The sequence below is a fragment of the Moraxella sp. CTOTU47616 genome (assembly GCF_032017465.1).
GTDB classification, from domain to species: Bacteria; Pseudomonadota; Gammaproteobacteria; order Pseudomonadales; family Moraxellaceae; genus Faucicola; species Faucicola tetraodonis.
On sequence record NZ_DALZPU010000005.1, the window covers coordinates 83,307 to 105,349 of the forward strand.

The 22,043-nt window shown below is 43.7% G+C and carries 22 protein-coding genes; 13 read left to right on the plus strand and 9 right to left on the minus strand.

From position 1 onward, the window contains the following. Positions 1-3: 3 nt before the first annotated feature. From nuoM to RTS10_RS07325, 3 genes are all read left to right on the plus strand, one after another. A complete protein-coding gene (nuoM, locus tag RTS10_RS07315) occupies positions 4-1,590 on the plus strand; it encodes an NADH-quinone oxidoreductase subunit M (RefSeq protein ID WP_312539791.1) in 1,587 nt (528 codons plus the stop codon). Continuing rightward, positions 1,591-3,111, plus strand: a complete 1,521-nt coding sequence (locus tag RTS10_RS07320) for an NADH-quinone oxidoreductase subunit N (protein WP_312539792.1) — start codon at positions 1,591-1,593, stop codon at positions 3,109-3,111. It abuts the gene before it with no gap. Between the two features lie 94 nt (positions 3,112-3,205). Beyond that, positions 3,206-4,045 (plus strand): ferredoxin--NADP reductase, encoded by an 840-nt coding sequence (locus RTS10_RS07325; protein ID WP_312539794.1) that lies wholly within the window; start codon positions 3,206-3,208, stop codon positions 4,043-4,045. Between the two features lie 85 nt (positions 4,046-4,130). On the opposite strand, the gene RTS10_RS07330 is transcribed toward RTS10_RS07325, so the two are convergent. Further along, positions 4,131-4,847, minus strand: a complete 717-nt coding sequence (locus RTS10_RS07330; protein WP_312539795.1) for a hypothetical protein — start codon at positions 4,845-4,847, stop codon at positions 4,131-4,133. Between the two features lie 359 nt (positions 4,848-5,206). On the opposite strand from RTS10_RS07330, the gene RTS10_RS07335 reads away from it, so the two are divergent. From RTS10_RS07335 to RTS10_RS07350, 4 genes are all read left to right on the plus strand, one after another. Next, positions 5,207-6,076, plus strand: a complete 870-nt coding sequence (locus RTS10_RS07335; protein ID WP_312539796.1) for an energy transducer TonB — start codon at positions 5,207-5,209, stop codon at positions 6,074-6,076. A gap of 30 nt (positions 6,077-6,106) precedes the next feature. After that, positions 6,107-6,811, plus strand: a complete 705-nt coding sequence (locus RTS10_RS07340) for an HAD family hydrolase (protein WP_312539797.1) — start codon at positions 6,107-6,109, stop codon at positions 6,809-6,811. A 101-nt stretch (positions 6,812-6,912) separates the two neighbouring features. Continuing rightward, positions 6,913-8,008, plus strand: a protein-coding gene (gene prfB, locus RTS10_RS07345) for a peptide chain release factor 2 (protein WP_099807750.1) whose coding sequence is annotated in 2 segments (ribosomal slippage) — positions 6,913-6,984 and positions 6,986-8,008 — 1,095 coding nt in all. Because the reading frame shifts where the segments join, the coding sequence is not laid out codon by codon here. A gap of 104 nt (positions 8,009-8,112) precedes the next feature. After that, on the plus strand, positions 8,113-8,649 hold the full coding sequence (locus tag RTS10_RS07350; RefSeq protein WP_312539798.1) for a gamma carbonic anhydrase family protein: 537 nt from the start codon (positions 8,113-8,115) through the stop codon (positions 8,647-8,649). Positions 8,650-8,730: 81 nt separating this feature from the next. On the opposite strand, the gene RTS10_RS07355 is transcribed toward RTS10_RS07350, so the two are convergent. The 4 genes from RTS10_RS07355 to asd all read right to left on the minus strand — a co-directional run bounded on the left by RTS10_RS07355 (position 8,731) and on the right by asd (position 13,762). After that, positions 8,731-10,569 carry a hypothetical protein gene (locus RTS10_RS07355; RefSeq protein WP_312539800.1) on the minus strand — a complete coding sequence of 613 codons (1,839 nt, stop codon included), beginning with the start codon at positions 10,567-10,569 and terminating at the stop codon, positions 8,731-8,733. 157 nt (positions 10,570-10,726) lie between these two features. After that, positions 10,727-12,178, minus strand: coding sequence for a type IV pilus assembly protein FimV (locus tag RTS10_RS07360; RefSeq protein ID WP_312384335.1), 1,452 nt, complete (start codon positions 12,176-12,178; stop codon positions 10,727-10,729). Between the two features lie 206 nt (positions 12,179-12,384). Then, on the minus strand, positions 12,385-12,549 hold the full coding sequence (locus RTS10_RS07365; protein ID WP_312539802.1) for a hypothetical protein: 165 nt from the start codon (positions 12,547-12,549) through the stop codon (positions 12,385-12,387). A gap of 70 nt (positions 12,550-12,619) precedes the next feature. Further along, a complete protein-coding gene (asd, locus tag RTS10_RS07370) occupies positions 12,620-13,762 on the minus strand; it encodes an aspartate-semialdehyde dehydrogenase (protein WP_312521992.1) in 1,143 nt (380 codons plus the stop codon). Between the two features lie 317 nt (positions 13,763-14,079). Here asd and RTS10_RS07375 point away from each other — a divergent pair, with 317 nt between their 5' ends. The 5 genes from RTS10_RS07375 to RTS10_RS07395 all read left to right on the plus strand — a co-directional run bounded on the left by RTS10_RS07375 (position 14,080) and on the right by RTS10_RS07395 (position 18,125). Beyond that, a complete protein-coding gene (locus RTS10_RS07375; RefSeq protein ID WP_312539805.1) occupies positions 14,080-15,210 on the plus strand; it encodes an endonuclease/exonuclease/phosphatase family protein in 1,131 nt (376 codons plus the stop codon). Between the two features lie 482 nt (positions 15,211-15,692). Then, on the plus strand, positions 15,693-16,451 hold the full coding sequence (rpe, locus tag RTS10_RS07380) for a ribulose-phosphate 3-epimerase (protein WP_409455596.1): 759 nt from the start codon (positions 15,693-15,695) through the stop codon (positions 16,449-16,451). 35 nt (positions 16,452-16,486) lie between these two features. Continuing rightward, positions 16,487-16,795, plus strand: coding sequence for a hypothetical protein (locus RTS10_RS07385; RefSeq protein WP_312521986.1), 309 nt, complete (start codon positions 16,487-16,489; stop codon positions 16,793-16,795). Between the two features lie 96 nt (positions 16,796-16,891). Continuing rightward, a complete protein-coding gene (locus tag RTS10_RS07390) occupies positions 16,892-17,212 on the plus strand; it encodes a hypothetical protein (protein WP_007115494.1) in 321 nt (106 codons plus the stop codon). Positions 17,213-17,393: 181 nt separating this feature from the next. Continuing rightward, positions 17,394-18,125 (plus strand): hypothetical protein, encoded by a 732-nt coding sequence (locus tag RTS10_RS07395; protein ID WP_312384344.1) that lies wholly within the window; start codon positions 17,394-17,396, stop codon positions 18,123-18,125. 96 nt (positions 18,126-18,221) lie between these two features. Here the strand turns inward: RTS10_RS07395 and rluB are convergent, their stop codons facing one another. Further along, positions 18,222-19,085: a 23S rRNA pseudouridine(2605) synthase RluB gene (rluB, locus tag RTS10_RS07400; RefSeq protein WP_036591148.1), complete on the minus strand. Its 864-nt coding sequence runs from the start codon at positions 19,083-19,085 to the stop codon at positions 18,222-18,224. A gap of 234 nt (positions 19,086-19,319) precedes the next feature. On the opposite strand from rluB, the gene RTS10_RS07405 reads away from it, so the two are divergent. Next, positions 19,320-20,018 carry a DUF805 domain-containing protein gene (locus RTS10_RS07405; protein ID WP_312539807.1) on the plus strand — a complete coding sequence of 233 codons (699 nt, stop codon included), beginning with the start codon at positions 19,320-19,322 and terminating at the stop codon, positions 20,016-20,018. 67 nt (positions 20,019-20,085) lie between these two features. On the opposite strand, the gene scpB is transcribed toward RTS10_RS07405, so the two are convergent. From scpB to RTS10_RS07420, 3 genes are read right to left on the minus strand one after another with little or no spacing between them, the layout of a single operon-like run. Continuing rightward, the gene (scpB, locus tag RTS10_RS07410; RefSeq protein ID WP_312539810.1) at positions 20,086-20,631 is read right to left on the minus strand and encodes an SMC-Scp complex subunit ScpB; all 546 of its coding nucleotides are present in this window, start codon (positions 20,629-20,631) and stop codon (positions 20,086-20,088) included. Beyond that, positions 20,628-21,416: a segregation and condensation protein A gene (locus tag RTS10_RS07415; RefSeq protein WP_312539811.1), complete on the minus strand. Its 789-nt coding sequence runs from the start codon at positions 21,414-21,416 to the stop codon at positions 20,628-20,630. Before RTS10_RS07415 ends, scpB begins: the two co-directional genes overlap by 4 nt. Then, positions 21,413-22,039: a nuclease-related domain-containing protein gene (locus tag RTS10_RS07420; RefSeq protein ID WP_099807762.1), complete on the minus strand. Its 627-nt coding sequence runs from the start codon at positions 22,037-22,039 to the stop codon at positions 21,413-21,415. Before RTS10_RS07420 ends, RTS10_RS07415 begins: the two co-directional genes overlap by 4 nt. Positions 22,040-22,043: the final 4 nt, after the last annotated feature.

A 22,043-nucleotide genomic window follows, 5' to 3' on the forward strand; every position in this document is an offset into this window, starting at 1 on the left:
GTTATGCAAAATAATCTCTTATTACCCGCCTTGATATTTATTCCAATCATTGCAGGTTTTCTGTGCTGGTTGGTTGAAAAAGTTGATGAACGTTTTCCTCGTTGGATTGCGTTTCTTGGCATGCTATTAACGTTTTTGATTACGGTAGCTATTTGGCAAAACGGTAACTTTATTGGTTCAGCACAAACCATTGCGGAAGTGACTGCTAAACCGACTTGGTTGGCAGAGTTTCAACTATCTTGGATGCCCTCATTGGGGGTCAGTTTCCATCTAGCTATTGATGGGTTATCGCTGTTGATGGTGAGCCTAACAGCCTTCTTAGGTATGATGGCGGTGGCGTGTTCATGGGGTGAGATTACTCGCCGTGTGGGCTTCTTCCATCTTAATCTACTTTGGAGCTTGGGCGGTGTTATTGGTGTTTTCCTAGCAATCGATATGTTCTTGTTCTTCTTCTTTTGGGAGATGATGTTAGTTCCTATCTATTTCTTGATTGCAATCTGGGGACACAATGCGATTGGTGGTAAAACCAAAGAATATGCCGCAACCAAATTCTTTATTTATACCCAAGCATCGGGTCTGATTATGTTGATTGGTATTTTGATTTTGGTGATGATTCATGCATCAACGACAGGTCAAATAACTTTTAACTATATGGACTTGCTCGGTACAGATCTTGGCAAATGGCAATATCCAATCATGCTGATGTTCTTTATTGGCTTTGCGGTTAAATTACCAATTTTCCCACTGCATGGCTGGTTACCCGATGCGCACGCACAAGCACCGACTGCAGGCTCGGTCGATTTGGCTGGTATTTTGATTAAAACTGCGGCGTATGGTTTATTGCGGTTTGTGCTACCATTATTCCCAGAAGCCAGTGCTCAGTTTGCACCGATTGCGATTACCTTGGGCGGTATTGGTATTTTTTATGGGGCTTGGCTTGCGTTTATGCAGCAAGATATCAAGCGGTTACTGGCTTATACCAGTATTTCACACATGGGTTTTGTGGTACTTGCGTTGTATGCCGGTACGTTAATTAGTTTCCAAGGCTTGATGATTCAAATGTTGGCACATGGTCTTAGTTCAGCGGCATTATTTATCATGAGCGGTCAGCTTTATGAGCGTCTACATACCCGTGATTTGAGCCAAATGGGTGGTATGTGGGGTCAAATGCGTTATTACCCACCGTTACTTATGTTCTTTGCCGCGGCATTATTAGGTATTCCAGGTACAGGTAATTTTATTGGTGAGTTCTTAATTCTTCTAGGGTCTTTTGCCTCGCATCCTGTGGCAGTGGTGTTTGCAACCTTTAGCTTAGTCGTTGCAGGTTTATACGCATTAATTATGGTTTATAAAGCATTATTTGGTACGCCAACAGCGACGATTGAAAAAATGTCACCGATGCGTGATATCAATGCGCGTGAAGCGGCAATCTTGTTGGTGCTTGCGTTTGGCTTAGTATGGTTAGGTCTATATCCACAATCATTCTTAGATACCTCTGATCACAGTATGCAGTGGATTAGTGAGGCATATCATGTCCAGCAAGTTGTACCTACTTCTCAAGAGCCATTTGCTCATATGGAGGTAAAATAGATGAATCCTATTATTCCATTTGCTAGCAATGTGCTCATGCCATTGTTTCCAATGATTTTAATTTCCATTACCACGGTGGTGGTGATGATTGCCATCGCCATGAAGCGTTCAAATTTTGTGGCAGGCACCCTTAGTGTCATTGGTCTTAATGCTGCCTTGGTTGTTGTGCTAATACAGTTATTGGGTGGCAATCCTGATAGCATATTGCATGGTCTGTATGAATTATTTACGCCATCACAAGGCTTGATTGCCCCCTTATTTGCTGTGGATAGCTTTGCCCAGTTCAATATGGTGATTATTTTAATCAGCTCATTGGCGTGTTTTACCTTAGCGTATGGTTACATTGAGGGCTATGGCGACAACAAAGAAGAATTGTATTTGCTGATGCTTATCTCAACGTTGGGCGCGCTGTTTATGGTATGCGCTGATAACTTAGCCTCTTTCTTTGTCAGCTTAGAGTTATTGTCGGTACCGCTATATGGTATGTTGGCTTATACCTATGCGCGTGGTAAATCGTTAGAAGCAGGTTTCAAATACCTCATTTTATCGGCGACAGCCTCTGCTACCATGTTGATGGGTATGGCACTGATCTACTCAAACACAGGGACTTTATCCTTCCGTCAAATTGGTATGGCAATCGTGCCAATGTTCCAAAATGGTATGATTATGCCGATTTTGGTGGTGGGTACGGCATTAATGCTATTTGGTATCGCCTTTAAACTCTCAGCGGTACCATTTCACACTTGGACGTCGGACGTTTACCAAGGTGCGCCTGCGCCTGTGGCAACTTTCTTGGGCAGTGTATCCAAAGTAGCTATGATGGCGTTAGGGTTACGTTTTTTACTGTCTACGGCAACCTTAGCATTGCCAGCAATCAATACCTTGATTGTGGTCATTGCCAGCTTATCGATGATTATCGGTAACGTACTGGCGCTTCGTCAGCAAAATATAAAACGTCTGTTAGCTTATTCCTCCATTGCGCATATCGGCTATGTGTTAGCCATCATCAGCGCCGTAAAAGTTGAATCAGCAGGTTTTGTCAGCCTTTACATGGCAGTGTATGCGTTTACCACCATTGGTGCGTTCGGTGTCGTGACTATTATGTCAAGCCCCTACAAACGTCAAGGCGAGGCGGAATTGGTTGATAACTTCCAAGGTATTTTTTGGCAACGTCCTGTACTGACCGCTGTATTAACTGTAATGCTCTTATCATTGGCAGGTATTCCATTGACCGCAGGCTTTATCAGCAAATTCTTTGCGATTTTTGCTACGGTTTCAGCGCAAAGTTGGTGGCTTACTGCCATGATTATCGTGGGTAGTGCAATTAGCTTGTATTACTATCTAAATCTTATGGTCACCTTGTTTAGACGTCCCCAAGAAGTACAGCCGCACGATGCGGTCAATCATTGGGGTATTCAAGCAGGCGGCATCATGGTATTGTTGGTGACGTTAGCGGTATTGTACTTCGGTATTTTCCCCGAAACATTATCAAAAATTATCACGCTAGTTCGCATATATTAATCCAATTTTAGTACTGCGACATAAAAAAGCGTATCTTAGTTCATTAAGGTACGCTTTTTTGTTTATAATGATGCAAAAAAATGGTCAAGATAATATGTCAGATGATAAAAGTATTCGCGTTAATGTGATTGAAGTGACCCGTTGGGCGCCCACCTTGCTAAGTTTTAAAGTCACGCGCCCCGATGGCTTTAAATTTACCGCAGGGCAATTTGTTAGGCTCGGTATCCATGGCAAAGATTTACAATATTTTGCACAAAACCATGAGACCAAATTAATAACTTCTGAGACGCAAGATAAGCCCATTGACCTTGATGGCTATGTGTTTCGCGCGTATTCTGTCGCATCTTCGCCCTATGATGAATTTATTGAATTTTTTTCGGTGGTCATTCCTGAGGGGGAATTTACCAGTAAGGTTAATCATATCCAAGTGGGCGATAGTTTATTGCTCAATACCACGCCATTTGGATATTTGACCTTAGCCCGCTACCAGTTACCCCTGCCCAATGATTTGTGGTTGCTGGCAACAGGCACGGGTTTAGCCCCATTTTTATCGATTTTAAAGACCATTGATGTATGGCAGCAATATCAGCGCATTATTTTGGTGTACAGCGCACGCACCTCGCAAGAGCTGGCTTATCAAGCGGAGATTGGGTCGATTAAGTCAATCTATGGCGACAATGGCGCGGCGTTTGTATTTTTGCCCATTGTCACGCGAGAAGCGGATTATACGGGGGAAAAAGCTCGGGTTCCCAATCTGATATTGTCGGGCAAGTTAACCGAGTTGGTAGGGCAGAAACTGGATAAAGCGCGCAGTCACGTGATGCTGTGTGGTAATCCACAAATGGTCGAAGATACCAAAGAAGCGTTAAAATCGCTTGGATTGACCATGAATCGCCGCGGCGAAGGCAATATCGCCGTTGAAAACTATTGGTAAACACCTCGTTAACTGGCAAAGCACAATCGGTTAAAAAATTGGTGAAACAAAAGCGGTAAAGTATGAGTAATACCCATGAAAAATACTAAGCCGCTTTTGTGGCGTTAGTGGTCACTGCAGGATTATCCGCTTCGGTAATCAATTGGTCATTACTACCTATATTGAGAATTTCACCGACGTTGGCATTGGCTCTCAGCAGTAGTTGCTGTTCAGCAAGATAGCCATGATTTACCTGCACCTTGCGCAGCGTTGCCATGATTTTTTCGTTTTTCTTCAGCCAGCGACCAATATCGAGATACAAGATATCATCTTTTTGGTGCACCAAATTGATTTTCTCCAAAATTATGCCGAGCGGGTCTTTCTTTAACACCCGTTTAAAAAACCAAAGCGCTGTATGAATCGCTTTTGATTTAACATAGGAATCTGAATACAAGGCAATGACATCGGTGTCAGTCAATTGCTGAAATACCAAGCGCTGGCGATAACGGTCAAATTGGGCATGTACCACACCTAAATTGACAGCAAGGTCAGCGAAAATGCCTTTATAGTTAATCGTTGCATACAGTCGAAGCCAGCCTTCATGAATCTCTAGATGCATACTCAATATCGCTTTGACTTTTTCAACCACAAATTTTTGAATGGCCTCGTTTAGCTGTTTTTCGGTGGCGGGCACGATAAACTCTTGACCGGCAAAATCTTCGATTTTCTCATACCACGTTTGCGATTTTTGCATCAGTTCACGTGCGATTTCTTCAGAATGGGTGGCAAAAAATTCATCCAGTTGCGTTTTGCTCGTTATCACGATCGTTTCTCATTTTTTATATTTGTATTGAAAGCTATTATTGTAGTCAGTTTTTGGGCATTGTAAAGTTGCTAATCATAAAGTCATTAATCATAAAGTCGCTGACCCGTCTACAAAAAATCTTGTACCAGTAATTGGTAAACATTGATTGCTACTTATTAATTGCTCACCACTGATTGCTAATGGCGTATGAATTTAGCTTCAGCCAAGGTTTGATTTAATCTATAATATCTGCGCGTTATAATACATGAGTGATTTGTATTTTTTTAGCAAGGTTGTGGAGATAGCGTCGTCATCGTTCAAAGGGTTATATTTTGTTGTATAGCAAAGACAGCCACAGTTATGTTTTTCAAAAGTTAATGCCATATACCGCGTCTGGCAAAGACAGCGCCATGCTATTTGCTACCATTATGGCGGTGGCAATTCATGCGGCTGTTATTTTTGGTATACAATTTGAAGATAAAAGCTCACCAACCGCAGCGGTGCAAGAAGTCACCACGGTGTTGACCGAAAATCTGCAAAAGAATGAAAAAGCCGATTTTATCGCCAATGCAGGCCAGCAAGGTGGCGGTGAGTCCAACGAAAAGCTACGGCTTGAAAACAATACCATGAGTCCCTTACAAGACGAAGCAATCAATGAAACCGATGATATCGTGAGTCAAGAACGCCAAACGCGCCAAGAAGCGTTTCAAGAAAGTTATCTACGTACCACGTTAAGCTTTGAAAAAATCCGCAGAGAAAATAATAATAAAAAACAAGATGATAGCGAAAATCTAGCGGCGCAAGAACAACGGGTACAGGCACAAATTGCCACCCTTGAAACCAAAATCAGCAGTAACCGCCAATTACTAGCCAAAAAATCTGCGGTCAAAACTATCAGCAGTAACTCCACCACCACGGGTGAAGCCGCGCGCTATATCGAGAATTTTCGCCAACAAGCCTATCATATTGGCAACCAGCAATATCCCCAAGAAGCCCGCGCCAAAGGTATCAAAGGCGATGTCATGCTGATGGTGATTATCGAGCCTAACGGGCAAGTCAAATCTATCAAAGTGTTACAGTCATCAGGCGCTACCATCTTGGATGAAGCAGCAAAAAATTCGGTGCGTAAAGCCGCGCCATTTGGTAAATTCTCAAAGGAAATGCAAGATTATTTGGAGCTGCGCATTATCCGTACCTGGCGATTTGGTGATACCTTAACCGTTGATGACCAAAACCCCGCAATTTAACTTTTCACTAACTATGCTAAAGGCTGTCTTATGTCAACCGTACTACACAAAGAATTGGCGCTATTTGACCTCGATAACACCCTCATTGATACCGATAGTGACTATATGTGGGGTGAGTTTTTGGTCAAACATCATTTGGTAGAAGAATCGCTGTATCGTGCTAAAAATCGGGAGTTCTATGAGCACTATATCGCAGGGACGCTCGATGCGGTCGTCTATAATGAATTTGTGGCAGGCTTTTTAAAACAGCATACTTTAGCCCAGTTACATGAATGGCGTGAACAATATTTGCAAGATGAAATCGCACCAAAAGTGCGTCCAAAAGCGGTTAACGCTATCCAATCACATTTACAAGCAGGGCACGATGTGGTAGTGATTTCTGCCACCAATGCCTTTGTGGTCAAAGCGATTGCTAACAAATTATTTTTGGTAGAGGAAGATAATATTTTAGCCACTGAGCTTGAAGTCACCGAGCAGGGGTACACGGGTAAGGTCGCAGGACAGCCAAACTTTAAAGAAGGCAAAATCATTCATTTAAAAAATTGGATTGCCCAAAAAAATGCGCGAGGTATTACTTATACCAAAACCTACGCCTATTCGGATTCAAAAAATGATTTGCCGTTATTAGAATGGGCGGATGTAGCGATTGCGGTCTGCCCCGATGATACCCTACACGCGCATGCCTTAGCGCATCATTGGGCAGTGGAAGATTGGTCGATAAAAGCACAGGTGTAGTGGGCAACAGCCAAGATGAATGGCGACAGCTAAGATGAATCCAGTAACAGATTCAGGTATAATGGCGCATTTTTCATAGTAACACGTTAAGGTAACCTCACATGGAAATCAACCCGTATTTAGAGCATATCAAAGACTTAACTGACCGTGGCAACCAGCTTCGGGGGTATCTTTGACATCGAAGCCAAGCAAGAGCGTTTGGAAGAAGTCAATTTAGAGCTTGAAAACCCAGAACTGTGGAACGACCCAGAGCGTGCCACCAAAATCAGTAAAGAAAAATCGCAGCTTGATAATGTCATTGGCGTGATTACCGCTTTAGATGATAAGTTAGAAGACGCCAAAGCCATGATTGACTTAGCGGTGGAAGCCGATGATGCGACGCTATTGGCAGACGTACAAGCGGAACTCGATGAGGCCGAAGCCAAAGTCGCAGATTTAGAGTTTAAACGTATGTTTAGCGGTGAGATGGATGGCAACAACTGCTATGTTGATATCCAGTCAGGCTCAGGCGGTACCGAAGCACAGGACTGGGCAGAGATGCTGCTGCGGATGTATTTACGTTGGTGTGAATCACATGGCTTTAAAGCCGAAATCATGGAACTATCAGCAGGTGGTGTCGCAGGGATTAAGAGCGCATCGATTCATGTCAAAGGTGACTATGCGTTTGGTTGGTTACGTACAGAAATTGGCGTGCATCGTTTGGTAAGAAAATCACCGTTTGATAGCAACAACGGTCGCCACACGTCGTTTGCGGCGGTGTTTGTATCGCCTGAAATCGATGATAATATCGAGATTGATATCAATCCTGCCGATTTACGCATCGATACTTATCGCTCAAGCGGTGCGGGTGGTCAGCACGTTAATACCACCGACTCTGCGGTACGTATCACCCACCAACCGACAGGGATTGTGGTTGCGTGTCAAAATGAACGTAGCCAACATGCCAACAAAGACACGGCAATGAAAATGCTACGCGCCAAACTGTACGAGCGTGAAATGATGCAGCGTATGGAAAAGCAACAAGCGCTAGAAGAAACCAAATCGGATATCGGTTGGGGTAGTCAAATTCGCTCGTATGTGCTCGATGACTCGCGGATTAAGGATTTGCGTACAGGGGTGGAAACTTCCAATACCCAAGCGGTGCTAGATGGCGACCTTGATAAATTTATCGAAGCGAGCCTAAAAGCAGGGCTTTGATTTAACTGCGTTGCCTACAATAACCCATTGCTAATTTATCCGCACTTGCTAAAATTAGAGAGTCAATTTTTTAGTTGACGCTCTTTTTTTCATAAGGATTTGATATGCTGTACCAATGGCAAGACAAAAAACCCACCTATCAGGCACCCTTCACAGGCTGGGTCGCAGACTCGGCTGAAGTCATCGGCGATGTGCATTTAGCTGATAACGTCAGTGTATGGTTTGGCGCGGTGATACGCGCGGACAATGCACCGATTTATTTGGGTAAAAATAGTAATGTGCAAGAAAACAGTGTGATACACACTGATGAAGGTATCGCCGTCACCATTGGCGAAGGCGTGACGATTGGGCATTTGGCGATGCTACACGGCTGCACTGTTGGTGATAATAGCTTGATTGGTATCGGTGCGATTGTGCTCAATAATGCCCAAATCGGCAAAAACTGCATCATCGGTGCCAATGCGCTTGTCACCGAAAATATGCAAATCCCAGATAATTCCATCGTGATGGGAAGCCCAGCTAAAGTGGTCAAAATGTTACCAAAAGAGCGCGAAGTGATGCTTCAACAATCAGCTTTACATTATGTTGATAAAGCCCATGCTTTTAAAACGGGACTTACACCCATAGCGATTGAGTATTAAGTTGTTATAAAGTAATTCAAAAAAAATTAGACCAAAAAAAAGGATAGTCAATTTACTATCCTTTTTTTATGCAGAACATGATTAAGCGATACGTTGTCTTAACGCTGTGGCACGTTCTACCAACGCCGTGTTGTTGCTGTCTTTGATTTCATCAAGCAAGCGTTTGGCACTGTCGTATTCCCCTAAATTCACATACTGTTCTGCCAAATCTACGTTTAACGTATCCGTGTCGATATCCTTAATCACATCCAGTATCGCTGATAAATCCTCAACAACTGGTGCCGTTGTTAGGCTTACGTTATCTGCTATCGATGTTGTTTCAAGACTAGCGGTTCGGGTCGTAGTTGTCTGATTAGTTGCTTGAGTAGCTGTATCATCAAAGGACAAATCAATCAAGTCATCTGATGGGGTAGGCTCAGTGACCAAGACATTTGACGTAGCGTCTTGCGCTTTGGTCGTGTCATCGTCTAGCGCAAAATCAAACATATCATCTGAGATAAGTAGCGAGTCAGACTGGCTAGGGGCTTTGACTTCTATAGGAGCGCTGACTTCTGCCAAATCAACAACAGGCTCAGTGACTGATGGGGTAGCAACTGTGGCTAATGTGGCTGCTTCTGCTTGAAGTATTAATTCATCATCCAAAGCAAACGATGCAATATCTGTAGCTTCATCACTTGCAAACGGTACAGAGGTTGCTGCATCGGAAGTTAGATTGCTAGATGCTTTGGTATCTGACGCGCCAAAGCTTAAGGCGGTTTCTGTAGTAGCGTCATTGGTTGGAGTAACCGCTGGCTCAGCGTTCAAATCAAAGTCGAAATCAAAATCATCTGCGATGTTGTCAGCGCTCGGTGCAGCCGTTTGGGTCATTATCATTGGTTCTACAGCAGTAGCGGTAGGTGTTGATTGCGTCTCTGGTAAACTAAAGTCAAAATCAAAATCGCTGTCGCTAATAGCCTCGTTATTGACGTTACTTGCCAAAGTGGTTGTTACAGATTCCTCTTTCACTGGGGTAACAATTTCGGTAGGCGATTCTAGGGCAGGGGCAGCGACAGTCTTAGCGGTCGCGGGCTCATTGCTAGGTAGATCAAAATCAAAATCGTCAAAAGTTAACTCATCTGATTGTGGTTGCGCCGCTGTGGTTTCAGTAGTAGGCTTAGTTTCAGGCGGGACAGGTGTAACAGGTGCAATTTTGGTTTCAGGCACATCGAGTGCAAAGTCAAAATCTAATTCATTATCGGCATTGTTGCTAGCACCATTAGCTAGGGTTGCTGGCTGTGCCGCTTCAGTGACGCTCGGCATGGCAACCTGTGAGGTGCTGTTGATGGCTGGCTTATCACTGTCTTGTTTAAAACCTGGCAAATCAAAATCAAGTCCATCTGATTCAACGGCTTCAGCGGTATGGGTCATCGCTGCGCTGCGTGCAGTTATCCTTTGTTCTTCATCTACCAGCATTTTTAGGTTATTGGCTTGGGTAGTGAGATCAGCATTGTTCACTGCCAATACTTCTAGGTAGAAGCTATTAAAGTGCTGATAATCTTTAGCCAAGGCATAGCTATTAAGTAAAGTAAAATTCAACCCACTATGTGAAGGATGATTTTTTAGCGCACGACGTAACGTTGTGATAGCGCCCTCATAGTCTTGGGTTTGAATCAATTGCTCAGCCGCTTGTAACTCATGCTGCGCATTCTCTGTAGTATTGAGGGTTTGAGCAGTCTGTAAAGTCGTTTGCGGTAGGTCAGGCGCAGCTGGGCTTGGCATCTGTGATTGACGTTGCAGTTCTAATTCGCGCTGCTGCTCAGCCAAGGTTTTTGGACGTTTGACTTGGGTCTGAGTATCAACCGTTGTCTCGTTCTTACCTTTTTTCATCAAGAAAAAGCCAGCAACAATTACCAAAATCACCACTGCTGCGATACCTATCATTATCGGATCCATCTTTTACCTCATCGTTACGGTAGATAGTGATCATTAGGGCATAGCAAGATATAAGCTACCGCTTTATGCGACTAATGAATCACCACAAATTTGTTGTACGGTATGAAATGACACAGCACACAGGCAATATCATCCACGAGTTGTATTATTTTTTGTTTAACTCTTTTAAGCGTTTTTCTAATTGGGCAAGCTTGGTGTTTTGTATTTTCAAGCGATTTTCAGCGCCCACTAAGTCTTGATTGAGTTTGTTAACTTTAGTGGCTTGCTGGGCGGTGGCTTGGCGTTTTTGCTGCACTTGCGCCGCCACTTGGGATGACATCCCTTTGCCTACCTTGTTCTTGGTACTCTGACCTTGCACTGAACCATTGCTATGATTAGGTGCGATGATGGTCATTTCAGATTTTTTAGTCGCTGTATATGGGAGCGGTGTTTTTTGTGCTTTGAGTGTCTTTTTTGTAGTCTTTGGGGTGGCGGGTTGTTTGGCAGCAGATTTTGGTGCGATGACAGATTTTTTGCTTGCGACACGTTTTTTGTTTTGACGATATTGTTGTCGCGCTTTATTGGCTGATTTTATCCCAATTTGTGAAGGGACTACTTTGTATTTTGGGATTTGTAATTGGGTATTGGCGACAAGTTTGGTTGGGTCATTATCGGGGAACGCGGTCGGGTTGGCTGCCATAATATCTACCATTACTTGATCCACATCTTTGCGGTTTGCCGCTGCGATATTACTGGCGATTGTCCAAAGGTTGTCATTGCGCTGTAGTGTATAAGTGGTTGTCTCGCCAATGATTTGCGGGTTTTTGGCGCTATACTTAAATTTGGACTTGTCTGAAGGTTGATTGCCATAACTAGCTGCCGGGCTTGGTAATTGATTGTCTGCAGCGTTTGTTTGGATGGGGTTTTGCGTTTGTGGCACGGCTTGCGTATAAACAGCGCCATTTGGCTGAACAGATCGAACTGTTCGCGTCTCTTGGATACGCAGGTAGTCACTGTTTTCGCTAGCCAGCGTCCTTGGGGCGGCGCCGGCGGGCATACCAGTCGTAGGTAAATTAGGCAGCTGGTTGATGGTGGTTGATGGCAACGTTATCGGCTGCATGGGCATAGGGTCGGGCGACATAACAGGCAACTGCACAGGATTGGCCGAACCTATGACGATGTTTTGCGCAGGTGATTGCAAAGCCGTGGTATTGGCTTGCGTGGTGATTTTTTGTGCGCTGTCGATGGGCATCAACAAGGTTTTTGGCAGCGTTTTGGTCACACCATTTTCCGTGATATTGAGCACCACATCGGTAAATGGAGCATTAATCGGCCGTTTGCTGGTCAATACAATCTGACCGCCATTGCTACTGGTTGGGACAAATTTGATTTGAATATCGGCATCTTTTGACAAGCCTAGCTGGCGATAGACATCAGCTTGGGCGACTTTGACAGAAAAAGTTCTTGGATTGATATCACTGACATTAATACTGGCGTTTAAAGGTTGGTTTTGTTGGGTTTGTACATAAGTATCGCCAATATTGACGGCATAAGCGACAATGGGAAGCGATAAGGGAAAACCCAATACCAAGTGTACAGAGTATTTTTGCCAAGACATAAAAAATCCTTGCTGAAGGTATCATAGCCTAGTTAGGGGTGTTAAAAAATGCCTACTTGTGTGGTCGCACGGTAGTCAATATACCGACAGGCAATATTCAAATATCAAATTAATCGATAGTCCAACAACTTGACAAAAGTTTCAGTCAAATTATCTGCTCAACTTTACACTTTTTGTCCAAAACTCTCAATAGTCTGGCTCGCTTATTATTGGCATAAAGCCCGCTGTTGATAGCAATTTGAGCGTGGATTGATGCTTGGATAATGACGCTGTACTATCAATACCCTGACAATACCCTGATAATACCCTGATAACGCCAATCCCTGTTTACTGGTCATGGCGTTTTTTAGGGGTAAATAACGCATTAACATTATCAGGTTTAGCCATTGAAGCATAAAAAAACACGCCCTAGTCAGCGTGTTTTTTTATAAAACCTTGGGTTTATAATTGATTGCGGATAATCGCAAGTGTGCGGCGTAATGGCTCTGCCGCGCCCCATAACAACTGATCGCCCACGGTAAAGGCGGATAAATATTCGCCACCTAGATTCATCTTACGAAGACGACCTACGGCAACTTTAAGGGTGCCAGAGACCGCCACTGGGGTTAAACGCTCAACGCTTGCTGCTTTGTCATTTTCTACCACATCTAGCCACTCATTACCACTGTTACGAAGTGCAGCTTCAATTTCTTCTAGAGGGATATCTTTTTTTAGTTTGATGGTCAAGCCTTGTGAGTGACAACGCATGGCACCGATACGCACGCAGATACCATCAATCGGCACAATGTTGGCATTAGTCTTGTCTGCATCATTGCCTAAGATTTTGTTGGTTTCAACACAGCCTTTCCATTCTTCTTTTGATTGACCGTTTTCTAGTTGTACATCAATGTAAGGAATTAAGCTACCAGCAAGCGGCGCACCAAAGTATTGTTTTGGGAACTCGCTGCTACGTTGTAATTCGGCTACTTTACGGTCAATCTCTAAAATTGCGCCTGCCGGGTTATTGAGTTCGTCTGCAACGCCATCATGGATGTAGCCCATGCCTTTGATAAGCTCACGCATGTTGTTGGCGCCCGCACCACTGGCCGCTTGGTAAGTCATCGCAGATACCCATTCAACCCAATCACGTTTGAACAACTCGCCAATCGCCATCAACATCAAAGATACTGTACAGTTACCACCGATAAAGTCTTTTTGACCATTTTTGATAGCGTCGTCAATGACATTGCGGTTGACCGGGTCTAGGACAATGATGCTATTGTCAGTCATACGCAGGGTGCTTGCTGCATCAATCCAGTAACCTGTCCAGCCTTTATCACGTAGCGGCTGATGGACTTCTTTAGTATAGTCGCCACCTTGACAGGTAATAATGGCATCACAAGCCGCTAAAGCTGCTAAGTCATGCGCATCTTCAAGCTTGCTAGGGGCAATGCCATTTGGGGTAGGGGCATCGCCACCGGCATTACTGGTAGAGAAAAACACTGGGGTAATCCCTTCAAAGTCGTTTTCATCTATCATACGTTGCATTAATACCGAACCGACCATTCCACGCCATCCGACCAAACCTACGCGTAGCTGACTCATGATAACCCTTCCTTACTGTAAACAAAATAAAATAAATAGTGCAGAAAATCCACATTGATTTTTCAATTAGTAACCTGTTACCTTGCCTGTATTTGTAATGTTTTGCAAGTGAATTTTTTTTTACATGGGGCATCTATTTAGCTATAGATGGTAGGCTGATAGCGATGTCAGGGTGAAAAATAGCGTTTGGCAACACAACTGCAATTTATCAGCCATATTTTTGTGGCTACTATATCGCCATACTAATGATAACAAGCTAATGATAACAAGCTAATATTGACCAATGTGAACCGCAATATAACATGAAAGGATAGACAATGACGCTGTTGTTACAGTTGCTAGCAGGTTTTGTGGTTTTTGCAACTTTTTGGGCAACCATCCCTAGGTTTGAATGGTGGTTTAGGATTGCTGATTTTCCCAGAAATCAATTGATTTTTTTGGGGGTAGTGGCGCTCATTGGCTTACTTTGGCTGGGCGCTTTTGACAGTCGTTGGCAGATGGGATTGATTTTACTGCTCATTATTGCACTGGCTATGCAAGCGTACATGGTGTTGCCTTATACGTTTTTGTGGAAGAAACAAGTGCAAACGGCACAGCCAAAATCACGCGATTATCAAGTGAAATTGTTGGTTGCCAATGTGTTGACGACCAATCCAAATAAACAAGCTTTGATTGACCTTATCCATACCCATCAACCCGATATTGTATTGACACTTGAAACTGACCAAGCGTGGCAAGACGCTTTAAGCCCAATCGAAGCTGACTATCCATTTAGTGTCAAAGTGCCACTCGATAACTTATATGGTATGCATTTGTACTCAAAGCTTGAGCTCATTAATCCCCAAGTAAAATATCTGGTGGTTGATGATATCCCATCGATTCATACCCAAGTTCGCCTAGCCATGGGAAAGGTTGTTTGGCTATACTGCTTGCACCCCATGCCACCGAGTCCAACCGAAGCCGATAAATCGGTGACACGGGACGCTGAGCTGTTAATGGTAGGCAAACATATCAACGCCAACGATTTGACGGTGATTGTTGCAGGCGATCTCAACGATGTGGCTTGGTCGCATACCACACGCATGTTCCAGCGTATCTCAGGACTACTAGATCCTCGCATTGGACGCAAATTCATCAATACCTTTCATGCCAGTTACCCATTTTTGCGCTGGGCGCTTGACCATGTTTTTCACAGCAATCACTTCACACTGGTATCGATGGCGCGTATGCCGAACATTGGCTCCGACCATTTTCCCGTGCTCACTACTTTACAATATGAGCCTGAAGTCATGGATGAGCAGCCTGAACCTTTACCAAGCATCGCCGATCACCAAGAGGCAAAAGAAACCATTAAAGAAGGGATCAAAGAAGGCGAAAAACTATCGGAAGCTCAGAGTGATAGCGCTAGTGATGCTAGCAAATTATTGAAAGGCGCATTAGAAAGCTAGCAGCGGGCAAGGTAAAACTGCATGTAAGCATTTGCTTACAACAGATTCCGCCTTTTGCGGCTAGTAACCAACCGTGCAACAAACTACAATGAACTCATCAACACAAGGATGATACCAAGGAATGGTAGTGTTGAGACGCTCAGGATGAGTAATATCATGGAAAGCCAATAATAATAACATAGTTGACATGAAGTGCCCTAAAACCCAAGTCTATTGCCCTAAGACTTGGGTTTTATCTTTTTTGTTGTTTATCAATCATAATCTAGCATAGTCTAGCTACTTTGTTTTTTGCTTGTTTTGACTACTTAAATGTAAATTTTGCAAGGCTTGTGGCAGATTTATTTCCACGGGCAGCAAATAGTCGCTGTCGATAGTCACAGTTACCAAATAATAGCCACCAAGTAATAGTCACCAAATAGTTGAAGTTTTTTAAAATAATCTTTGCTAAAATATCCGCACTTTTTAATCAAAGCTGACGGACAATGATGATGAACCAGTCTGAAATTCTTGAAGACTCACCTAAACAAGCCCCTAATAAATTTGCCCATCCCAACAATGATAGCCAATTTTTGATTGCCCCTTCGATTTTGTCGGCAGATTTTGCCCGTCTGGGCGAGGAGGTCGAGCAGGTTATCGCCGCAGGTGCGGACGTGGTGCATTTTGACGTAATGGACAATCATTATGTCCCAAATTTGACCTTTGGTAGCATGATTTGTCAGGCACTGCGTGATTATGGGGTAACTGCGCCGATAGATGTGCATTTGATGGTGTCACCGGTTGATAGTATGATTGAGCAGTTCTTAAAGGCGGGCGCTAGCATCATTACCTTTCACCCAGAAGCCACGCAACATGTCGATCGCTCTTTACAACTCATCAAAGATGGGGGCGCTGACTGTGGACTGGTGCTCAATCCTGCCACGCCGCTACACTATCTAGACTATGTGATGGATAAAGTTGACCAGATTTTATTGATGAGTGTTAACCCAGGGTTTGGTGGGCAAGCATTTATTGATGGCACCCTCAAAAAAATTGAAGCGGTGCGCGAAATGATTAGGCTATCGGGTCGCAATATTCGTCTTGAAGTCGATGGCGGTATCAAAGCCAGTAATATTCGTGCAGTTGCCGAAGCAGGGGCTGATATGTTTGTCGCAGGTTCAGCGATATTTAATCAACCTGATTATCGCCAAGCGATTGATGCGATGCGTGCCGAGCTGGCTTTGGTCGGTAGCATGCCAGCGTAAATGCGCCACAAGCAATGATACACAAGGAAATTGGTATGGACGTTCAATCCCCGTCTTTAGTACCCAAAGGTCTGACAATTGGGCTGGCAATATTTGCGGTGTTGCTAGGGTTGGCAGGTTTTGGGTTTAGGTTGATGTTTGGCGATAGTTTATCATCAATGCTGCCCTCACTGGTGAGCACCATTGCGATTTTTTGGCTAGGTATTCCACTGGTTTTTGTCGTGGGCTCAAAGGTGTTAAATCGCTACTCAGGGCGTGCACCGATTCAAAATCGCAATGCATTAACCTTGGGTTTGTTATTCAGCTGTGTGGCGATGCTATGGATGATGGCGGCATATTCGTAGCGGTTCGTTCGGCGAGTCGGCATCCCAAGACATTAACGCCACAAATTGATGCTATACATAACACCAATCCTCAGTAATTATTTAGGAATTTATTGAATGGCATTGCCACATTATACTAAGCAAGAATTATCGATTTATCCTAGCAATCTTCCAAAAGGCTTAATCAACACACTGATAGTTGCTTGCTTGCTGTTAGGGTTGGCGGCTTTACGCAGTAGCAAGGGAATGCAAGGCTGGCTCAATGTCATCGAAAATTGGGTGTTTATGCTATTGTGGATTCCGCTTGCCGTCACCCTTTGCGCATTACCTTTTAAGTTACGGGATGACAGTTTTGAGCTCAAATTGGCGTATTATCTCGGCATGTTTGTGGCATTTTTATTTGAAATTAATAAACTTCGCTATTGGCATACCATGTAAATATGACGATTTAGGTTAAGTAATAGCTAAAAGTTCTGCACAATACTTTTTTGACCGATGAATTTTTAGGCTTAGCCAAGGCTCACATGCTTGAATTTTTAAACAGTTGCATTCATAGTAATGCTATATTTGCTTTTTATAGGCAGGCTGTTATTGATAGACAAGCTGTTAGGGCGTATAGATGAATATTTTGCTCGGTATATTGCTGGCTGTGTTGATTTTGTTGATAAGCTTTTTGGCGTATCGATGGATAAGGCTGGCTTGGTATAAACTACATGATATGGCAGGTATTGAGGTCGGTATGTCTCAATATTCTGTGCCGCCCACAGCATCGCCGGCAAAACCAGAAACCATGCGCTTGGCGTACCAATCAAACATGCCAATTCCCAATACCTTCGGTAGTGATAGCCGTTTTAACTTAATGCCACCTGCTAGCAAAAATGCAAGCAATAAAAAATGGTTCAAAGCAAAAACTCAACAACTGCGATTATCTTCACCTTCGATTTTGGGTATTGATGGCGCGTCAATTGAACGTATGCCAACAGCTGCTGTGATGCTGCTTGATACAATCCATGATAAACTCATTCGTTATCAGGCGTGGCAACGTGACCAAAGTCAGTCAGTCAACCAACCAGACCACCCGCAAACCCAATGGTTGACTGAAAATAAGTTTGTGGTCAACCGCTTGATTGAGCAGACGATTCCCGAAGCTGTACACCAGTATGACCAAATTGCCAAATATCATCCCAGTCAGCTCAATCAAAAAATTCAGGGGGAGATGACCGCAGGCGAGATGCTCATTGAGGTATTGGCTCGCGTCAATCGGCAATTAGATGAATTGCTTAATGAGATGTTTCATGAAGTCAGCCAGCAATTTGCGTCAACTTATCGCTATGTCAAAAATCGCACGTAGTTGATGGTAGATTAACATTGGTACATTAAAATGAAAAAAGCGTATCAATTTGATACGCTTTTTTTGTAAGTTGCTTTTTTGTAAGTTTTATAGCGGTTAGCTACTTCTTTTTTCTTTATCGCGGCGTAAGTGATGACCGCCGCGGCGCGCTTTTAGCGGTTTTTTCTCAAAGCGTTCTTGGCGGCGTTTGGCAATGCCATAAAGCCCTGTGCCTTGGCGCGGGCGAATGTTGACAAGCCCTGCTAAGGTGTCAATCTCACGGCGATCTAGCTCAAGATAGCGACCCGTGCGAAGCTCCCTTGGGAGACTGACAGAGCCGTAACGGATACGCAGTAATCGGCTTACTTTTAAGCCTTGTGATTCAAATAAGCGGCGCACTTCACGATTGCGACCTTCTTTGAGTTTGACTTGGTACCATTTGTTGATACCTTCACCGCCTTTTTCAACGATGTCATCAAACTGTGCCATACCATCTTCTAGCATGACGCCACGTTTGAGATTTAAGATAATCTCAGGGGTGACTTCGCCCATCACACGCACCGCATATTCGCGCTCTATTTCATTTGATGGGTGCATCAGACGGTGAGCCAGTTCGCCATCATTGGTAAATAGCAATAAACCTGTTGAGTTGATGTCCAACCGACCCACCATTACCCAGCGGTCATGATTTAGGGGTGGCAGGCGCTCAAACACCGTGGGACGACCTTCTGGGTCATGGGCTGAGCAAATTTCGCCTTCTGGCTTGTAATACATCAAGATACGGCGGCGTTTTTCATTTTCTGCGGTATAGCGTAGCAAACGTCCATCGACTCGGATTTCATCGCCCTGTCCGACACGGTCACCAATGGTAGCCACAGTCCCGTTAACACTGACGCGACCTTCGCGAATCACATCTTCCATTTGGCGGCGCGAACCTAAGCCTAGACGGGCGAGCGCTTTTTGCAGTTTTTCGTCTTTCATTCAATAATCCTTTAATAGGTAGCAACATTTCACAATGTTGTGATAGCATGAAACTTCATGCTTGTGCCTATTGTAGGACAAGCGATGGTTGAATGCTAGTATAAAGTCATGTGGCTAAATTTTAACCAGTATTTTAATCAAAAATTGAACATAAATAATGTCACATTGTAAAAATTATTTTACGTTATAATCATCGACATAAGTAAATCAATAACAGCACAGGGAATAATAACAATGAGAGGGCAAATAGCCAATTTTTCGCCGCAACATGGTCAAGGTATCATCATGGGGGATGACGGAAAAAATTACCCATTTACTAGCCAACAATGGCAACAAGCCACAGCACCGACGGCAGGACAACAAGTAGAATTTAGTGTCGATGCGCAGGGTTATGCAGTGGCAGTTGTCGGTCTTGCCGCAGGCAATGCAGTCAATCTGAACAAACCGATAGATAGCACGATTCCTCCCATCCCCCACGGCTATACAGACAACCCTACAACTGCCAACTATGGTCAAGTTACTAACGCAGCGGGCATGAATGCCGTCAATCCAGCATGGGCGATTGAAGAAAATTATGGCTTTTTTGATTGGGTTAAAAAAAGTCTCAGCAATTATGCCAATTTTAAAGGGCGTGCTAGACGTAAAGAATATTGGTATTTTTATTTGGCGTGGTTCATGTTGTATCTGGGTGGGGCAATCATTGATTATATGATTGGTACTGATGGTATTGTGGCGGGGCTTATTTCTTTGGCGTTGGTGATTCCCAATATCGCAGTAGGTGTTCGCCGTTTACATGATGTTAATAAATCAGGTTGGTGGATGCTCATTGCCTTTATCCCCATCATTGGCGGGATTATGCTGCTGGTGTGGTATTGCACAGATACCAAGCCGAATGTCAACCAGTGGGGCGCACCTGCTCGCCGCTTGCCTTGAGGCAGGTTGTTGTTGAGGCAGGGTTTTTAAACAGGGTCTTTAAGAAGCTGCCCAGTCGGCAGCTTTTTTATATCTCAAGCTGTTGCCCATCAGGTAGCTTTGGTAAATCTTGCAAGCTTTTAAGCCCAAAGGCGGCTAAAAACGCTGGGGTGGTATGCAGTAGTGCAGGACGTCCTAGCGTATCGCGAAAGCCTTGCTCAATAATCCAGCCCTTATCAAATAGTTGCCGTAAGATATTGCTCGATACAGTCACGCCACGAATTTGCTCAATATCGCCACGCGTCACCGGTTGTTTATAAGCAATCACACTTAACGTTTCTAATAACGCTTGGCTTAAGGTTTCTTGACGCTGGGGAAAAACTTGCTGAATAAGTGGGCTAAAGTCATTGGCGATTTGCAATCGGTAGCCGCTCGCGGTATCGGCTAAGGTTAACGCGCCTTGTGATAGACGCTGCTGCAAGACTGTGAGCGCCATGCTCAGTTGGTTTGGATTAATCGATAGCCAGTGACATAGCTGTTTGGCAGTAATCGGGGTTTCTGAAGCATGCAAAATCGCTTCAATAGATTTGCTATGCTGCTGGGCAAGCTGATGTTGTTGGTTAAAATCGGTCATGACGATGCCCATATCAAGGTTAGTTCGCTTACATCGGAAGCGTTGTCATCCTCTTGTGCGACAAACTTTAGCATCCGCTGTTTTGCTAATTCCAAAATGGCGACAAAACTCACCACCACACCCAGTTTGCCTTGTGATTTATCTAATATGTCGTGGAAAGTGCCTTGACCCCGACTTGCCAACATACGGCTAATACTTGCCATACGCTCTGCCAAAGGCACGATATCGGCTTTGACATGGTGCATTTGGTAATCGGGTTTTAGCTGCATTTTGATTATGCTATCGGCAAGCATGGTGGCAGGATAGGGTGCAATCTCTTTGGCTAATATATCAGGACTTGGCAAACTGGCGTATGCCAAAAACACATCGCGCTCAAGGCGCATTAACGCATCGATACGCTGACTGGCGTGTTTGATTTCGGCATATTGTTCAAGTCTGTCAATCAGCTGCTTGGTGGGGTTTTTTTCATCCTCTGGCCGTTGGGGGCTCGGTAGTAACAACTCGCTTTTGATAGCAATTAAGGTACTTGCCATCAGCAAATAATCGCCTGCCAACTCAAAATGATTGTCATCCAATTCCTCAATATAAGTCAGGTACTGCTCGGTAATCGGCAAAATCGCTGTGGTGGTGATATCAAAGTTATTTTTTTTGACTAAGTACAACAAAAAATCCAGCGGACCTTCAAACTGCTCTAGCCAAATGGCAAAGGCTTCGGGCGGAATATAGAGGTCTTCGGGCAGACTTTGAACAGGCGTCTCAAAAATTCGAATGGCTAAATTGGTCATTTGTGATGTTGTTTTTTTAGGTTTTGAATATGCTGATGGCGAGTTTTAAGCGTATTATCAAGACGATTTTTAGCCAATAATTGGCAGATTTGCTGAACTTGTATGTCGCTGAGTTTTTGTTGGTCAAATGACAAAATATAATCTGTGAAGTTTCCCAAGCGACAGATATTGACTGGAAAATTACTTTTTAATTCACATTCACCTGTAAATACAATAACTGAATAAAAAACGTCATTCGGTAAATCTAATAAATTCTCTAATGTTTTGATATGTTTATAATTTTGTCGTAACGGATTTTGGAAAAGATGTTTTTTGCCATAAATGTTTTGCGTCCATTTGGCATCTTTGACTTTACCATAAATCCACCCTTTATAGTTTTTAGTTTCAACCACGAAAATACCAAAACGCGACACATAAATATGGTCAATTTGCGTAGAACCTTCATCAGTTGCTAAAGTGACGTTTTGAAAATCATGGTAGCTATCATGTGGCAGCTTGCGATTAGCAGCTTTTTCAACCATTTTTTCGCCAAACCAACCTTTAAAAGTAGGCGATTTTAAAAAACTAATGATAAGGAAAAGAGGAATTAACCACCAAATTTGTTTTAATAATTCCCATAGCATTTTG

Excerpts from the sequence above, each read along its gene's own strand:
- RTS10_RS07405 (WP_312539807.1), top strand. The coding sequence starts at position 19,320 with ATGAGAGGGCAAATAGCCAATTTTTCGCCGCAACATGGTCAAGGTATC.
- RTS10_RS07415 (WP_312539811.1), bottom strand. The coding sequence starts at position 21,416 with ATGACCAATTTAGCCATTCGAATTTTTGAGACGCCTGTTCAAAGTCTG.
- nuoM (WP_312539791.1), top strand. The coding sequence starts at position 4 with ATGCAAAATAATCTCTTATTACCCGCCTTGATATTTATTCCAATCATT.
- scpB (WP_312539810.1), bottom strand. The coding sequence starts at position 20,631 with ATGACCGATTTTAACCAACAACATCAGCTTGCCCAGCAGCATAGCAAA.
- asd (WP_312521992.1), bottom strand. The coding sequence starts at position 13,762 with ATGAGTCAGCTACGCGTAGGTTTGGTCGGATGGCGTGGAATGGTCGGT.
- RTS10_RS07350 (WP_312539798.1), top strand. The coding sequence starts at position 8,113 with ATGCTGTACCAATGGCAAGACAAAAAACCCACCTATCAGGCACCCTTC.
- RTS10_RS07360 (WP_312384335.1), bottom strand. The coding sequence starts at position 12,178 with ATGTCTTGGCAAAAATACTCTGTACACTTGGTATTGGGTTTTCCCTTA.
- RTS10_RS07420 (WP_099807762.1), bottom strand. The coding sequence starts at position 22,039 with ATGCTATGGGAATTATTAAAACAAATTTGGTGGTTAATTCCTCTTTTC.
- RTS10_RS07375 (WP_312539805.1), top strand. The coding sequence starts at position 14,080 with ATGACGCTGTTGTTACAGTTGCTAGCAGGTTTTGTGGTTTTTGCAACT.
- RTS10_RS07355 (WP_312539800.1), bottom strand. The coding sequence starts at position 10,569 with ATGATAGGTATCGCAGCAGTGGTGATTTTGGTAATTGTTGCTGGCTTT.
- RTS10_RS07395 (WP_312384344.1), top strand. The coding sequence starts at position 17,394 with ATGAATATTTTGCTCGGTATATTGCTGGCTGTGTTGATTTTGTTGATA.
- RTS10_RS07390 (WP_007115494.1), top strand. The coding sequence starts at position 16,892 with ATGGCATTGCCACATTATACTAAGCAAGAATTATCGATTTATCCTAGC.
- RTS10_RS07320 (WP_312539792.1), top strand. The coding sequence starts at position 1,591 with ATGAATCCTATTATTCCATTTGCTAGCAATGTGCTCATGCCATTGTTT.
- RTS10_RS07365 (WP_312539802.1), bottom strand. The coding sequence starts at position 12,549 with ATGTTAATGCGTTATTTACCCCTAAAAAACGCCATGACCAGTAAACAG.
- RTS10_RS07325 (WP_312539794.1), top strand. The coding sequence starts at position 3,206 with ATGTCAGATGATAAAAGTATTCGCGTTAATGTGATTGAAGTGACCCGT.
- rpe (WP_409455596.1), top strand. The coding sequence starts at position 15,693 with ATGATGATGAACCAGTCTGAAATTCTTGAAGACTCACCTAAACAAGCC.
- RTS10_RS07385 (WP_312521986.1), top strand. The coding sequence starts at position 16,487 with ATGGACGTTCAATCCCCGTCTTTAGTACCCAAAGGTCTGACAATTGGG.
- rluB (WP_036591148.1), bottom strand. The coding sequence starts at position 19,085 with ATGAAAGACGAAAAACTGCAAAAAGCGCTCGCCCGTCTAGGCTTAGGT.
- RTS10_RS07340 (WP_312539797.1), top strand. The coding sequence starts at position 6,107 with ATGTCAACCGTACTACACAAAGAATTGGCGCTATTTGACCTCGATAAC.
- RTS10_RS07335 (WP_312539796.1), top strand. The coding sequence starts at position 5,207 with ATGCCATATACCGCGTCTGGCAAAGACAGCGCCATGCTATTTGCTACC.